This window comes from Pseudomonas botevensis, assembly GCF_019145475.1.
Lineage (GTDB): Bacteria > Pseudomonadota > Gammaproteobacteria > Pseudomonadales > Pseudomonadaceae > Aquipseudomonas > Aquipseudomonas botevensis.
Map to the genome: position 1 here is coordinate 21,625 of NZ_JAHTKI010000036.1, position 14,779 is coordinate 36,403.

The 14,779-nt window shown below is 61.4% G+C and carries 17 protein-coding genes; 9 read left to right on the forward strand and 8 right to left on the reverse strand.

What is annotated here, in order from left to right; translation table 11 throughout:
• Positions 1–64: 64 nt before the first annotated feature.
• Positions 65–1,903, reverse strand: coding sequence for a long-chain-acyl-CoA synthetase (locus KVQ74_RS28055; RefSeq protein WP_217834620.1), 1,839 nt, complete (start codon positions 1,901–1,903; stop codon positions 65–67).
• 387 nt (positions 1,904–2,290) lie between these two features.
• On the opposite strand from KVQ74_RS28055, the gene KVQ74_RS28060 reads away from it, so the two are divergent.
• The gene (locus KVQ74_RS28060; protein ID WP_217834621.1) at positions 2,291–2,569 is read left to right on the forward strand and encodes a DUF3509 domain-containing protein; all 279 of its coding nucleotides are present in this window, start codon (positions 2,291–2,293) and stop codon (positions 2,567–2,569) included.
• 75 nt (positions 2,570–2,644) lie between these two features.
• Here the strand turns inward: KVQ74_RS28060 and mtnC are convergent, their stop codons facing one another.
• From mtnC to aroC, 5 genes are all read right to left on the reverse strand, one after another.
• Positions 2,645–3,328: an acireductone synthase gene (gene mtnC, locus KVQ74_RS28065; RefSeq protein ID WP_217834622.1), complete on the reverse strand. Its 684-nt coding sequence runs from the start codon at positions 3,326–3,328 to the stop codon at positions 2,645–2,647.
• Between the two features lie 4 nt (positions 3,329–3,332).
• Positions 3,333–3,878 carry a 1,2-dihydroxy-3-keto-5-methylthiopentene dioxygenase gene (locus KVQ74_RS28070; protein ID WP_217834623.1) on the reverse strand — a complete coding sequence of 182 codons (546 nt, stop codon included), beginning with the start codon at positions 3,876–3,878 and terminating at the stop codon, positions 3,333–3,335.
• A 99-nt stretch (positions 3,879–3,977) separates the two neighbouring features.
• Positions 3,978–4,598, reverse strand: a complete 621-nt coding sequence (locus tag KVQ74_RS28075; protein ID WP_217834624.1) for a methylthioribulose 1-phosphate dehydratase — start codon at positions 4,596–4,598, stop codon at positions 3,978–3,980.
• Entirely contained in the window at positions 4,595–5,740 is a 1,146-nt protein-coding gene (locus tag KVQ74_RS28080; RefSeq protein WP_217834625.1) for an MFS transporter, read from the reverse strand. The genes KVQ74_RS28075 and KVQ74_RS28080 overlap by 4 nt, the downstream gene beginning before the upstream one ends.
• 34 nt (positions 5,741–5,774) lie before the next feature.
• Entirely contained in the window at positions 5,775–6,866 is a 1,092-nt protein-coding gene (gene aroC / locus KVQ74_RS28085) for a chorismate synthase (protein ID WP_217834626.1), read from the reverse strand.
• A 130-nt stretch (positions 6,867–6,996) separates the two neighbouring features.
• Here aroC and KVQ74_RS28090 point away from each other — a divergent pair, with 130 nt between their 5' ends.
• Positions 6,997–7,950, forward strand: a complete 954-nt coding sequence (locus KVQ74_RS28090; RefSeq protein ID WP_217834627.1) for an alpha/beta hydrolase — start codon at positions 6,997–6,999, stop codon at positions 7,948–7,950.
• 96 nt (positions 7,951–8,046) lie between these two features.
• Positions 8,047–8,838, forward strand: coding sequence for a hypothetical protein (locus KVQ74_RS28095; protein WP_217834628.1), 792 nt, complete (start codon positions 8,047–8,049; stop codon positions 8,836–8,838).
• A 97-nt stretch (positions 8,839–8,935) separates the two neighbouring features.
• On the opposite strand, the gene prmB is transcribed toward KVQ74_RS28095, so the two are convergent.
• Complete coding sequence (gene prmB / locus KVQ74_RS28100; RefSeq protein ID WP_217834629.1) at positions 8,936–9,844, reverse strand: 50S ribosomal protein L3 N(5)-glutamine methyltransferase; 909 nt, start codon at positions 9,842–9,844, stop codon at positions 8,936–8,938.
• A gap of 239 nt (positions 9,845–10,083) precedes the next feature.
• On the opposite strand from prmB, the gene KVQ74_RS28105 reads away from it, so the two are divergent.
• From KVQ74_RS28105 to KVQ74_RS28125, 5 genes are all read left to right on the forward strand, one after another.
• Entirely contained in the window at positions 10,084–10,674 is a 591-nt protein-coding gene (locus tag KVQ74_RS28105; RefSeq protein WP_217834630.1) for a cysteine hydrolase family protein, read from the forward strand.
• Positions 10,675–10,806: 132 nt separating this feature from the next.
• Positions 10,807–11,127, forward strand: coding sequence for a hypothetical protein (locus KVQ74_RS28110; protein ID WP_217834631.1), 321 nt, complete (start codon positions 10,807–10,809; stop codon positions 11,125–11,127).
• 74 nt (positions 11,128–11,201) lie between these two features.
• Positions 11,202–11,759 (forward strand): Smr/MutS family protein, encoded by a 558-nt coding sequence (locus KVQ74_RS28115; RefSeq protein ID WP_217834632.1) that lies wholly within the window; start codon positions 11,202–11,204, stop codon positions 11,757–11,759.
• A gap of 77 nt (positions 11,760–11,836) precedes the next feature.
• Positions 11,837–12,382: a GTP cyclohydrolase I FolE gene (folE, locus tag KVQ74_RS28120; RefSeq protein WP_003204506.1), complete on the forward strand. Its 546-nt coding sequence runs from the start codon at positions 11,837–11,839 to the stop codon at positions 12,380–12,382.
• Between the two features lie 102 nt (positions 12,383–12,484).
• Positions 12,485–12,856 carry a glutathione S-transferase N-terminal domain-containing protein gene (locus KVQ74_RS28125; RefSeq protein ID WP_217834633.1) on the forward strand — a complete coding sequence of 124 codons (372 nt, stop codon included), beginning with the start codon at positions 12,485–12,487 and terminating at the stop codon, positions 12,854–12,856.
• A 62-nt stretch (positions 12,857–12,918) separates the two neighbouring features.
• On the opposite strand, the gene KVQ74_RS28130 is transcribed toward KVQ74_RS28125, so the two are convergent.
• Positions 12,919–14,085, reverse strand: coding sequence for an aminotransferase-like domain-containing protein (locus tag KVQ74_RS28130; RefSeq protein ID WP_217834634.1), 1,167 nt, complete (start codon positions 14,083–14,085; stop codon positions 12,919–12,921).
• Between the two features lie 82 nt (positions 14,086–14,167).
• Here KVQ74_RS28130 and KVQ74_RS28135 point away from each other — a divergent pair, with 82 nt between their 5' ends.
• Entirely contained in the window at positions 14,168–14,614 is a 447-nt protein-coding gene (locus KVQ74_RS28135) for a MarR family winged helix-turn-helix transcriptional regulator (protein WP_217834635.1), read from the forward strand.
• Positions 14,615–14,779 lie beyond the last annotated feature (165 nt).

Sequence of the window (14,779 nt, forward strand, 5' to 3'; positions counted from 1 at the left end):
GACAGTTTCCCGAGCGCGACGATAGCTGTCACCCCCTTTTTTCCAAGCTCGCCCATAGCCAATTTCAATAACGGTACTTGCCCTGACGGATGTCGGCCAATACTTGCTCGGTGACCTGCACGTAGGTCTGGCTGCCGGGCAACCAGGCGTAGACCGGATCATCGCCCGTCTGGCCAGGATCGAAACCTTCGTTCTTCAGCCGGGTTTTCTGGTACTTGAAGGTGCCGGTGGTTTCCATTTTCACTTTGACCCGCAGGAACAGCGGTACTGCGTAGGCCGGCATGCGCTGACGGGCGAACGCCAGCAGTTCGGCGAAATCCAGGGTCGCCAGGGATTCGGCCGGGGTGATCGCCGCCATGCCCGCGCGGCCGTTGGTATCGGGGATTTCCACGCCATAGGCCACGGCTTCGGAAATCATCGGATGTTGCAGCAACAGGTTCTCGACTTCGGTGGTCGAGACGTTTTCGCCCTTCCAGCGATAGGTGTCGCCCAGGCGGTCGACAAACTGCGCGTGGCCAAAACCGATGTTGCGCAGCAGGTCGCCGGTGTTGAAAAAGCGGTCGCCCTTGGTGAACACATCCTGCAACACGACCTTGGCGGTTTTCTGCGGATCGGTGTAGCCGTCGAGCGGCGCCTTGTCGTCGATCCGCGCCAGCAGCAGGCCCTGCTCGCCCTTGCCGACCTTGCGCATGAAGCCGTTGTCGCCACGCAGCGGTTCGCCGCTGTCGTGATCGTAGGCCACCAGCTCCCAGGCCATCAGCGAAAAACCGATGGTGTTGTCGAAATTGAGGATGTTGGTGAAACCGATATTGCCGTCGCTGGCAGCATACAGCTCACAGATATGGTCGACCGCGAAGCGCGTCTTGAACTCGGCCCACGCGCCGGGGCGCAGACCGTTACCGATCATCTTGCGCACGTCGTGGCGGCTGTCATCGGCGCTGGCCGGCTGATCCACCAGATAACGGCACAACTCGCCGACGTAACCGAGGGTCGTCGCCCGATAGCGGCGCACGTCACTCCAGAACTGGCTGGCGCTGAACTTGCGGCGAATGGCAAAGCCCGAAGCGCCGTTGATCGCCGCCCCCCAGCACACGCACAGGCCGGTGGCGTGATACAGCGGCAAGGTGCAATAGACGACATCGTCCGGCTGCATGTTCAGGGCGATCATGCCGAAGCTGGCCGAGCTGCGCATCCAGCGGCCATGCTTGAACACCCCGGCCTTGGGCAGACCGGTGGTGCCGGAGGTGTAGATGTAGAAACACGGGTCATCGAAGAAGATCTGCCGGCTGCTGGCCGGGTTATCCACCGAGGCATCGGCACTGGCCCCGATCAGGTTGATAAAACCCTCGGGCGCGCTGCCCGGATGGCTGAAGGTGTCGCGATCGGCGATAAACCAGGTGCGCAGCGCCGGGATCGACACTTGTTCGCGCACCGCCGCGAAGGCCGGGAGCAATTCCTCGCCCACCACGATCGCCACCGGGGCCACCAGGTTGATGCTGTGGATCAGGGTGTCGCGGGTCTGCGAGGTATTGAGCAGCGCGCTGACGGCGCCAACCTTGGCCAGAGCCAGAATCGTCACCAGCAGTTCCGGGCGGTTTTCGACGAACACCGCGACCACATCGCCCTTGCCGACGCCCTGCCCGCTCAGGTAGTGAGCGATGCGGTTGGCCCACTGGTTGACCTCGGTGTACGTCAGCACCACATCGCCGTGCAGCAACGCCGGGCCATGGGGGTTGCGCAGGGTTGCCTGCTCGAACGTCCAGCCCAGGCCACAGGTTTGGGTCGGATCCTTGACGTTCGCCACTTTCATGCCTTTCACCACCCGGGGGATGGCTTTGGCGATGGTCGGCAGTTTGCGGAGCATCATGCTCCAGGTAATCGTGTCGCTTGACGCGTGGCTCATGGCAGCTCCCGTTCGGCCCTGGCGTGCAGGCCGGTTTTTTATTGTCGGGCAATCAAGTGCGGCAACCGGCGCTTTCGGGCGAGGGTCGAGGCCGAAAATACGTCAGCGCTTTCGAGGATGTACACGCGGTTTTTGCAATGTTTTGTATCCGCCACAGCAGGCCTGGCGATGGCGAACGCTACGGGGCGATTTGGTTCCACCGGCGCGACAACGATCCCGCAAAATGCAGGATGCACGATGGCCATTCATGCAGATTGCACGACAGCCCGAATTATCGAAATTTATAACTCATTGATTTATATGAAATTTTAAAATTTTCGCTGCTGGCACAATCGCTGCAACTCCCTGCACATGCTTGCCATTCATGTGCATACGGAGCTGAAAGACATGAACCTGATCCAGGAAAAATTTACCTCCCTGTTCTCCAACTTCGACGTCACCACCGCCCCGCGCCCCGATGGCGGGATCCTGCTGACATTGCGCAGCAGCGACGGCAAGGTGTTCAAACGTGCGCTGTCCTATCAGCAACTGCATGCCGGCGATCAATTGTCGTGGGCGATCAGCGCCATCCGTCGTGACCTGGCCGAACAGGCCAGCGAGCTGCCGCAGATTACGATGCTGCAGAGCCAGCAGCGCTTTGCCCTGCCGACCTATCACTCGGCGTAACCGACCCCTTTAAACAAAACAGGCCGTGAAGCATGGCTTCACGGCCTGTTTTATTTATGCGCGAATCGATTGGGATCAGAACGCTTCCGGCTCGATCCCGGTAAAGCTGTCAACGGTCACATGCCCCGCCAGCTCCCCGCCCTCACGGGCCAGGCCGCAGGTCTGCAGGCCGGCAGCCTGGGCCGCGTCGAGTTCCTCGACGATGTCCGACAGAAACAGAATCTGCTCCGCCTCGACGCCGGTCGCCTGTTGAATCGTGCGGTAGGACTGCACTTCACGCTTCGGCCCCGATGTGGTGTCGAAGTAGCCGCTGAACAGCGGCGTCAGATCCCCGGCCTCGGAACAGCCGAAAATCAGCTTCTGCGCCTGGATCGAACCGGACGAATACACAAACAGTTGATAACCGGCCTGATGCCAGCGCTTCAGCGCTTCGACCGTATCCGGGTAGACGTGACCCTTCAATTGCCCGGCCTGATAGCCCTGCTCCCAGATCATGCCTTGCAACGCCTTGAGCGGCGTGGCCTTGCGGTCTTCGGCGATCCAGCCCAGCAGAATCTCGACCACACGCTCGACGTCAGCCTGCGGTTCATTGCTGTCACGGCGCACGGCGTCCAGTTGTCCGGCGACATCGGCCCGTTCGGCATTCTGGCGGACGAAATCCGGCAGATGTCTGGCCGCATACGGGAACAGCACGTCGAACACGAAGCTCACCGCGCTGGTGGTGCCTTCGATGTCAGTGAGGATGACCTTGATCGACATCGGCTCAGTCCTCCAGACGCGGGAAGCGGCCGGCGATGTCTTCGCCGGTGAAGTTGGCGACCCAGCCTTCCGGGTTGTTGAACAGGCGGATCGCCACGAAATGCGGATGCTCGCCCATGTCGAACCAGTGTTTGGTGCCGGCCGGCACCGAAATCAGGTCGTTCTTTTCGCAGAGCACGGCGTAGACGTAATCGTCGATGTGCAGGGTAAACAGGCCACGACCGGCGACGAAAAATCGTACTTCGTCCTCGCCATGGCGGTGTTCCTCGAGGAACTTGGCGCGCAGTTCGGCTTTTTGCGGGTGATCGCTGTTGAGGCTGACCACATCGACGGTGATGTAACCGCGCTCGGTCATCAGTTTGTCGATCTGCTCCCGGTAGGCGCCGATCACCTCTTCCTGGCTGGCGCCGGGCTGGATCTTCGCGGCAGCTTGCCAGCGGTCGAAACGCACGCCCTGCTCGGCCAGGGTCGAGGCGATGTCTTCGAAATGGGTCAGCACCTTGTTGGGAATCTCGGGGCTGGAAACGTGGTAGACAGACAGGCTGCTCATGGGGCAATTCCTCGGTATCGGCGACGCCGTCCGGTTTGTGGACACCGGTCGGGCGTGGCTCTGCATCAGGCGGTCGGCGACTGTGGCGCAGTCTGGCCGTTAACGGTTGAGTACGCTGCGGGTTTTCAACTCGCATTCAAACAGGAATTCGAAAGCCTCGATCTGCCGCAGTGCGTCGCTCATGCGCGCACCCCAGGTGTAGAGGCCGTGGCCACGGATCAGATAACCCACGCAATAGGGATGGGCGTCGAGCCAAGGCTGCACCTTGGCGGCGAGGCGCGCAATGTCCTGATCGTTGTCGAAGATCGGCACGCGCACCCGGGATTCGTGGGTGGAAATGCCGCTGAAGGCTTTTTGCAGTTCGTAGTCTTCGAACTCGATGAAGTCTTCCGGGGTCAGGCGCGACAGCACGGTGGCGTTCACCGAATGGGTGTGCAATACCGCACCGATTTCCTCGCGCCAGCGATAGAGCTGGGTGTGCAGCAGGGTTTCGGCGGACGGTTTCTTGCCCGGCTCCAGGCTGTTGCCGTCGAGGTCTGTTGCCAGCACGTCGTCCAGGCCCAGTTGGCCCTTGTGTTTGCCGGAGACGGTCAGCAGCGCTTCGGTCGGCGACAGCCGTGTCGAGTAATTGCTGCTGGTAGCCGGCGACCAGCCGCGACCATAAAGAAACTGCCCGGCATCGATGATTTGCTGGGCGAGCTGTTCACGCGTAAGGCTCATGGCCTGTCCTCTTGCATACGTGTGGCAATGATAACGGCAGCAGCGAGCGCCGCGAGACTGGCAATACTAAAGGTCAATGTGGCGCCCAGGGCATTCCAGCTGTAACCGGCATACAGCGCGCCGAGCGCACCACCGGTGCCGGCCAGCGCGGCGTACAACGCCTGGCCCTGGCCTTGCTGACGTGCGCCGAAACTACGTTGCACGAACTGGATGGCAGCGGCGTGAAAGCTGCCGAAGGTCGCCGCGTGCAGCACCTGCGCGAACAGCAACACCCCGAGGAACTCGGCGAACGCTCCGAGCAGCACCCAGCGCAGTGCCGCCAGCAGGAAACTCGCCATCAACACCCGGCGCAACGAAAAACGCGCGAGGATCCGGCTCATCGCCATGAACATCAGCACTTCGGCGACCACACCGACCGCCCAGAGCATGCCGATCACGCCGCGGCTGTAGCCCAGTCGCTCAAGGTGCAACGTCAGAAACGTGTAATACGGCCCGTGGCTCATCTGCATCAGCGCAACGCAGCCATAAAACGCCAGCACGCCAGGACTGCGCAACTGCTTGAGAAAGCCCTCGCCGGTCGGCCGGTTGCCCTGGGCCGGTTGCGCATTCGGCACCCACAGGCTGCTGAGCACGATTCCGGCCATGATCAGCACCAGCGCCGCCGGATAGATGTCGAGGCTGAGCCACTCGAACAACCGGCCCAGCGCGACCACAGTGATGATGAAGCCGATCGAACCCCAGAGACGAATCTGGCTGTAGCGCGAGGTCTGGCCCTGCAAGTGCGCCAGGGTGATGACTTCGAACTGCGGCAACACCGCGTGCCAGAAGAAGGCGTGCAGGGCCATGACCATCGCCAGCCAGGCGTAGCTCTTGCTGACGAAGATCAGCGAAAAGGTCAGCAGCGTACACACCGCGCCAAAGCGCACGATGGCCAGGCGTCGGCCGGTGTAGTCACCGAGCCAGCCCCAGATGTTCGGCGCGACGCAGCGCATCAGCATCGGGATCGCCACCAGCTCACCGATGCGCGCGGCGCTGAATCCGAGGTGATCGAAGTACAGCGCCAGAAACGGCGCCGTCGAGCCGAGCAAGGCGAAATAGAACAGATAGAAACTGGACAGCCGCCAGTACGGGAGCGCCGCCACGCCCGTCAGACCGCAGCGGCTACAGAGTCACCCATCAAAGCTGACCCAGGATCGGCGTACTCACGCGCACATCGGCGTTCTGCCCGCGATGACGCAGCAGGTGGTCCATCAGCACGATCGCCATCATCGCTTCGGCAATCGGCGTGGCGCGGATGCCAACGCAGGGGTCATGACGACCTTTGGTGATGACCTCGACCGGGTTGCCATGGATGTCGATCGAACGGCCCGGCGTGGTGATGCTCGATGTCGGCTTCAAGGCCAGATGGGCAACGATCGGCTGACCGGACGAGATACCGCCGAGGATGCCGCCAGCGTTGTTGCTGAGGAAACCTTCCAGGGTCAGTTCATCGCGGTGTTCGGTGCCACGCTGGGCGACCGAGGCGAAACCGGCGCCGATTTCCACACCCTTGACGGCATTGATGCTCATCAGCGCGTGCGCCAGTTCGGCGTCGAGACGGTCGAAGATCGGCTCGCCGAGGCCAGGCATCACGCCCTCGGCCACCACGGTGATCTTCGCCCCGACCGAGTCCTGGTCGCGGCGCAACTGGTCCATGTAGGCTTCCAGCTCCGGCACCTTGTCCGGGTCCGGACTGAAGAACGCGTTCTGCTCTACCGAATCCCAGGTCTTGAACGGGATTTCAATCGGCCCGAGCTGGCTCATGTAGCCACGAATGACGATGCCCTGGGTCGCCAGGTACTTCTTGGCGATAGCGCCAGCGGCCACGCGCATGGCGGTTTCCCGCGCCGAACTGCGACCGCCGCCGCGATAGTCGCGCTCGCCGTATTTGTGGTGGTAGGTGTAGTCGGCATGGGCCGGGCGGAACAGATCCTTGATCGCCGAGTAGTCCTTGGACTTCTGGTCGGTGTTGCGGATCAGCAGGCCGATGGCGCAACCGGTGGTGCGGCCCTCGAACACGCCGGAGAGGATTTCGACTTCATCGGCTTCCTGGCGCTGGGTGGTGTGGCGGCTGGTGCCCGGCTTGCGGCGATCGAGGTCGCGCTGCAGGTCTTCCAAGGAAATCTCCAGGCCCGGCGGGCAGCCGTCGACAATGGCGACCAACGCCGGACCATGGCTTTCGCCTGCGGTGGTGACAGTGAACAACTTGCCGTAGGTATTGCCGGACATGCAGAACGCTCCGTGAAATCAAACCCAAATTCGTGATGTGCGCCAGTATACGCAGCCTAACCGACTAGTTCATCCTCGAACCTTAGTGGTGTTGGCGAGTCCAACCGGCACCTTGGCAAATGATGGCGTGATGATGCTGCGAGTTTTGATCTTGAGCCTTACCCTGTTTACTGGCTTCGTCCAGGCGACTGTCCTGCAACGTCCGGTGACTTTGGACACCGGTCGCGGCGAACTTTTCGGCTCGCTGTTGCTGCCCAAATCCGACAATCCAGTGCCGGTTGTCCTGATTCTTTCAGGTTCGGGTCCTACAGATCGTGACGGAAACAACCCCGACGGCGGACGCAACGACAGCCTCAAGCGCCTGGCCTGGGTGCTGGCCAAACACAATGTCGCCAGCGTGCGCTTCGACAAGCGCGGCGTCGCCGCGAGCCTGGCCGCGACCCCGGACGAGCGTAATCTGACGGTCGATGCCTACGTGGCGGATGCGGTGGCCTGGGGCAACAAGCTCAAGGCCGATCCGCGCTTCGGCCCGTTGATCCTGCTCGGCCACAGCGAAGGTGCGCTGATTGCCACACTCGCCGCGCCACAGGTGGATGCCGCCGGGGTGATTTCCCTGTCCGGCAGCGCCCGGCCGATCGATCAGGTGCTGCGCCAGCAATTGGCGCAACGCCTGCCGCCACCGCTGATGCTGCGCAGCAACCAATTGCTCGACAGCCTCAAGGCCGGGCACACCGACGACAATGTGCCGGCGCCGTTGCAGGTGATTTTCCGTCCGAGCGTGCAGCCGTACCTGATCTCGCTGTTTCGTCAGGAGCCGGCGAAAGCCTTCGCGAAACTGACAATGCCGGCGCTGATCGTTCAGGGCAGCAACGACATTCAGGTTCAGGTCGACGACGCGAAGCGGCTCAAGGCTGCCAAACCGGACGCACAACTGGCCTTGATCGAAGGGATGAACCACGTTTTGCGCATCGTGCCCAACGACGTCAAACGCCAGTTGGCGTCCTATAAAGATCCGAATCTGCCGCTGGCGGCGGAACTGGGCAGCCGGATCCTCGAGTTTATTGACGGACTTCGTACCCGATAAGCGCCGTTACCCTCCAGTCTTGCAAAAAGCGGCCGATAAGCCTTTGTCGCCAGCGTACCGGCTGGCGACAAGCAGCTTGGACAGGATCTCGCCGTTATGACTGATACCCAGACTTCACCCGACACCACCGCTGAAAAAGACGCACCGCCAGCGGTCGAGCTGCCTTGGGCGGATGTCCACGTCGAGCACCACAAGATGCTCCGCCTGGCGCCGTTGCAGACCGATCGCAACACCGGCGGGCGGCCGCTGCGCTTTGTCGAATTCGGTTACGCCGAGCGCAACAGCAAGGAACACAGCCTGATGCGCATGGCGATCAAGCTACCCGCTCAGCGCGTGCGTAAAGAACAGAACCAGCTCGACGTGTGGGTCGACCACAAGACCAAACGCGTGCACTTCGGTCCGGACAGCGGTTTGCAGATCGAACCGCTGAATCGCGGCATCGGCCGTTTCATGGCGGCTCAGGGCATCACCTGGGCGAAAAAGCGCTGGCCCGGCTACACCGTCGACGGCATGGACTTGAACAACAAGGACGCGCTGAACGAAGACACCCGCCTGCGCCGCGATCATTTCCTGCGGGTACACGGTTTCGACGTGGCATACGCCGACGCCCAGCACCTCAAAGGCAGTGTCAAAGAGGTTCAGGTCGGTGACCTGCTCGCGGACTGGAACAGCGAAAAACTGCAGATCGTCGAGATTCTCGAAGCGGCGCAGATGCTGCAACAGGCCGAGCAGAACCTGGCCGAGCAGGAAGTGAAGCTGAAAAAGCAGGAAGAGAAAGTCAGCAAGTTCAAGCGTGAAGACGCCGGACTGCGCTTCACCATTACGTGCCTGGTGGCGTTTGCGGTGTTTCAGGCCGGGTTGCTGATCTGGATTGCTACCCATCGGTAAGATTCAACACCCAGGCAACGCATTCGCGGGCAAGCCCGCTCCCACAAGGATCGCCATGAACCCGTGGGAGCGGGCTTGCCCGCGAAGCTTTTAAGGGTCAGATGCGCGAGGCGAACAACGCCTGATGGTCGCGGCATTGCTCGGCAGTCAGCATGAACACACCATGCCCGCCGCGCTGGAACTCCAGCCAGGCGAAATCGACTTCCGGGTACAACGCTTCGACATGCACCTGGCTGTTGCCGACCTCAACAATCAGCAAGCCTTTCTCGGTCAGGTGATCCGCCGCTTCGGCGAGCATCCGGCGCACCAGGTTCAGACCGTCGTCACCGCAGGCCAGGCCCAGTTCCGGTTCGTGCTGGTACTCGTCCGGCATGTCGGCGAAATCTTCCGCATCGACATAAGGCGGGTTCGACACGATCAAGTCGAAACGCTGCCCCGGCAAACCGTCGAAGCCATCGCCCTGAACGGTGAACACGCGCTCGTCGACGCCATGGCGCTCGATGTTCTGATTGGCTACTTCCAGCGCTTCGAACGACAGATCCGCCAGCACCACTTCAGCGTCCTGGAACTCGTAGGCACAGGCGATGCCGATGCAACCGGAGCCGGTGCACAGGTCGAGAATCCGCGCCGGCTCAGTGCCGATCCACGGCGCAAAGCGGTTTTCGATCAGCTCGCCAATCGGCGAACGCGGGATCAGCACGCGCTCGTCGACGATGAACGACATGCCGCAGAACCAGGCTTCACCCAACAGGTACGCGGTCGGAATGCGCTCTTCGATGCGGCGTTTGAGCAGGCGTTGCAGGTTGACCAGTTCATCGTCTTCCAGCGCGCAGTCAAGATAGGCGTCGGCGATTTCCCATGGCAGGTGCAGCGCGCCCAGCACCAGTTGCCGGGCTTCGTCCCAGGCGTTGTCGGTGCCATGGCCGAAAAACAGATCCTCCCCATGGAAGCGGCTGACGGCCCAACGGATATGGTCACGCAGGGTACGAAGGCGGGAAGTGATCACGGCGCAGAACTCCAGAAAAAACGACTGGCGATTCTAGCAGCCAAAACGCGCCACGACGACGCAGGAAAAACTCTGGGTCACCAGTAGGACTTTTCCGATTTTCTATTCAGCTATTGAACAGAACGTGTAACTTGACAAGGCTGCAGGCCAGTAACGACGGTGCCTACGATGGTAGCGATTCACAGAAGCGCTCAGCCAGAGGACAATGTCGCAAAAGCCCCACCCCAAGGAGCCCCAGAATGTCCGTTCCAAAAACGATGTTTCAACTCAGCGGTCGCGGTTACGCAGCGGCCACGTTGAGCCATGCCACCCTGGTCATCATCGATGCCCAGAAAGAATATCTCAGTGGCCCGCTGGCCCTGAGCGGCATGGACGCAGCTGTCGCGAACATCAAACAACTGGTGACCGCCGCCCGCGCGGCCGGTCGACCGATCGTGCATGTGCGTCACCTCGGCACCGTCGGCGGCCTGTTCGACCCGCAGGGCGAGCGCGGCGAGTTCATCGCCGGGCTGGAACCCCTGAGCGATGAAACCGTCATCGGCAAACTGCTGCCGAGCGCGTTCCACGGCACCGAACTCTACGATCACCTGCAAACCATCGGCTCGCTGGACCTGATCGTCTGCGGCTTCATGAGTCATTCCAGCGTCAGCACCACTGTGCGCGCAGCGAAAAACCTGGGCTTCCGTTGCACCCTCGTCGAAGATGCCTGCGCCACCCGCGACCTGCCGTTCAAGGGCCGCGTGCTCAGTGCCGAGCAGGTGCAGGAAGCGGAAATGGCGATCATGGCCGACAACTTCGCCACGCTCGCCAAGACCCAGGATTTCGCCTGAATCAGCGCTCGATGAGCGGCCCATGCCGCCGCTCATCCGCAAAAAGCTCGCATTTGCTTCAATTACCCTAGCCTCAGGAACAACCCGGTCAACTCCCGGTCGAAGGGCCGATACCCATTGAGGAAGGTCGGAATGAAGTTATCCGATGGATTTGACGCTCGCCGCTTGCGGCCCAAAGGCCAAAGCAACTGGCGATTTCGATTCGGCGCGGCGATCGCTGCCATTCTGGCGACGTTCGGCGTGCTGCTGGCGATGGCCGGGGCCGCCAGCCTGCTGGGGCACCCGCCGGCCCTCGGCGATTTGAACGCAACACCCCTCGGCTCGGCGATCATTCTCGCGGTCGGCCTGTTGTTCCTGTATTTCGGCGTGGCCCTGTGGCGTCGTTGCCGACGTCGCGCACGGCAATCGCGGGAACTGAACATGTCCCCGCACCTGATGAAAAAACACGACTGAATCGACGGCCTGGCTTTTTGCCGGGCCGTTTTGTTTCGACTTGGGTAAACTGGCCGCCCTTCGCGGAGGCTGACATGCAAGACGACGATTTTTCCCTGTTCAAAAGTGCGATCCAAGGCGTCAAGCCGATCAAGCACGACCGCGCCGACACCGGCAAACCCAAGGCTGACCGCGCGCAGATCGCCAGGCTGCGTCAGTCCGCCACCGTGCGCACCGATGCCACCACCGTTGATGGCCTGTCCGATCAGTTCGTCATCGATGTCGGCCCGGAAGACGAGCTGATGTGGTCGCGCGACGGGGTTCAGGAAAGCCAGATGCGCAAGCTGAAGATCGGCCAGATTCCGTTCGAAGGCAGCCTCGACCTGCACGGCATGAGCGTCGAAAAGGCCCGGGAAACCCTCTGGGCGTTTCTCGCCGAAGCGACCAAGTTCGAAATCCGCTGCGTGCGCGTCACCCACGGCAAGGCCGTGCGCCTGGACGGCAAGCGGCCGATGATCAAAAGCCACGTCAACACCTGGCTGCGCCAGCATCCGCAAGTGCTCGGCTTCGCCTCCTGCCAGGCCAGACATGGTGGCGCCGGCGCCGTGTATGTGATGCTCAAACGCACCATGATGGATGGCCGCGACGAATAATCGCGTTACACCGAACTTGCAGGGTCGTGTCCGCCACCGTACCCTTGCCCTTTGCGAAAATCCCCACAGGTAGTTTCATGTCCCTGGAACAGAATTACACCGCGATCCTCGGCCAACTGGGCGAGGACGTCTCCCGCGAGGGCCTGCTCGACACGCCAAAGCGTGCGGCCAAAGCCATGCAGTACCTCTGCCGCGGTTACGAACAGACGCTCGAAGAGGTCACCAACGGTGCCCTGTTCAGCTCCGACAACAGCGAAATGGTGCTGGTCAAGGACATCGAGCTCTACTCGTTGTGCGAACACCACTTGCTGCCGTTCATCGGCAAGGCGCACGTCGCCTACATCCCGAGCGGCAAGGTGCTGGGCCTGTCGAAGGTCGCGCGGATCGTCGACATGTACGCACGCCGCCTGCAGATTCAGGAAAACCTCAGCCGCCAGATCGCCGATGCGGTGCAACAAGTCACCGGCGCCCTGGGCGTGGCGGTAGTGATCGAGGCCAAGCACATGTGCATGATGATGCGCGGTGTGGAGAAACAGAATTCATCGATGATCACTTCGGTGATGCTCGGTGAGTTCCGCGAAAACGCGGCGACCCGCAGCGAGTTTCTCAGCCTGATCAAGTGATTCGTCACACAAAAAAACCGGCGTTGATCGCCGGTTTTTTTTCGTCCGTGAAAAATCGGGTAAGCTGCGCGCCTTCTTCAATGTCCCTGTGAGGCTTGTAACGTGTTCGTCAAAGCGCTTCGTGTCGGCCTCGGCCAACTGATCATCTTCATCGACTTCCTCACCCGTCCGGGCAAGAAACAGCGCCCCGCCGCTGCCCAGGCCCAGGTGGACAACGCCGCCAGGGACCTGACCCTGTATCAGTTCCACGCCTGCCCGTTCTGCGTGAAGACCCGCCGCACCCTGCGTCGCCTGAATGTGCCGGTGGCGCTGCGCGATGCGAAGAACAACGAACAGGATCGCCAGACCCTGCTGGAACAGGGCGGCAAGATCAAGGTGCCGTGCCTGCGCATCGAAGAGAACGGCCAGACCACCTGGATGTACGAATCCAAGGTGATCATCGATTATCTGGACAAGCGCTTCGCGGCCGTCTGATCGACTGATCCCAGACAAAAAAACCGGCGTTCGCGCCGGTTTTTTCGTTTCTACCCTCCCCCTCAGGCTGCCTCGGCCGCCTGCGCCTGGCGCACCACCGCCGCCAATCGCTTGAGCCCTTCGTCCAGCCGCGCCGGGTCGATGTGGCTGAAGTTCAACCGCAAATGCCCGGGATTGTTGTCCGGTTCCGGGAAGAACGGCTCACCCGGCATGAACGCCACATCGTTGGCCAATGCGGTGTTGAGCAAGGTCCGGGTGTCCAGCGGCTGCTTCAACGTCAGCCAGAAAAACAGCCCGCCCTGCGGCACGTTCCAGTCCGCCAGATCGGCAAAGTGCGTTTCCAGCGCCGCTTGAAAGCCATCGCGTCGCTGACGGTAGAAGTCGCGCAATTCACACAAATGCTGCTGATATTTCTCACTGCCGATCCACTGCAATGCCTGCCACTGGCCGATGCGATTGGTGTGCAGATCCGCCGACTGCTTGAGCTTGAGCAGGTGAGGAAACAGGTCCGGGCTGGCGATCAGGTAGCCGACACGCAAACCGGGCAGCAGGGTTTTCGACACGGTGCCGGTGTAGATCCAGCTGGATTTCTTCAGGCGCCCGGCAATCGGTTTGGCACTGCCGCCATCGAAAGTCAGTTCGCGGTACGGTTCGTCTTCGATCAGGGTCACGCCGAACTCGTCCAGCAATGCCGCCACAGCCTCGCGCTTGGCTTCGCTGTAGCGCACCGCCGACGGGTTCTGGAAAGTCGGGATCAGGTAGATGAACGCCGGGCGATGTAGTTTCAGGCGCTGGCGCAGTTGCGTCAGATCCGGGCCATCCGCCTCCAGCGGTACGGTCAGGCAGTCGGCGCCGAACAGCTGGAAAATCTGCAATGCCGCCAGATAGGTCGGTGCTTCGAGAAGGATTTCGGTGCCCCTGTCGATGTACAGCTTGGCCGCCAGATCGAGGGTCTGTTGCGAACCGCTGACCACCAGCACCTGACTGGCCTCGCAGGCCAACCCCAGCGCCCTCGCCTCCGCCGCCAGCGCTTCGCGCAACGCCGGCTCGCCTTCGCTCATGCCGTATTGGCCGAGGGACAACGGCATCTCGGCCCATTCGACTTTCGGCAACATGGCCTCGGCCGGCAGACCGCCAGCGAACGACATCACTTCCGGACGCTGGGCAGCGGCGAGGATTTCACGGATCAGAGAACTTTTAAGGCGCGAGACACGTTCGGAAAAAGCCATGGGGATCACCGGTAGCGAGGCATGTGGGAAATGAGTCAAACTTATTGACTGAAATTACGACACCCCTTACGGATACGTCAATATGCTTGACCTTAAAAACCCCAACAGCCAGCAACAGGCCATGGAAGCGTTTTTCTTCGGTTATCAGGCGTTCACCGCCAAGGCTGACGAAATGCTTGAGCGCCGAGGCCTGTCCCGGGTGCACCAACGCATCGTGTTCTTCATCGCCCGCTACCCGAACCTGAGCGTCAAGGAACTGCTGACGCTGCTGGGCGTGAGCAAACAGGCGCTGAACATTCCATTGCGCCAGTTGCAGGAAATGCATCTGGTGGACAGCGTTGCCTCGCAAACCGACAAGCGTAAGCGCTTGCTGGAGCTGACGGCGGAGGGAGCGAAACTCGAACAGGCCTTGCGGCGTGAGCAGGTGAAACTGCTGGAGCGGGTGTTTTCCGAGGCCGGTGAGACCGCAGTGAATGGCTGGCTGGCGGTGAATCTGGCGCTGGGGGGCAATCAGGGAGGTGTTGACTGATAGTTGTGGCGCGTGGTGGTGAGCCTGGTGGGGATTGGTTGGCTTCGTCGGTTCAGGAAGGTGACTCGCCGTAAGGGCGAAACCGCCAGCCGCCGCACCCGAAACAACGGATATTCACCCAAAACCAAAGAAACCCTGCCCCCCCCCCTCACACCCCCATATAAC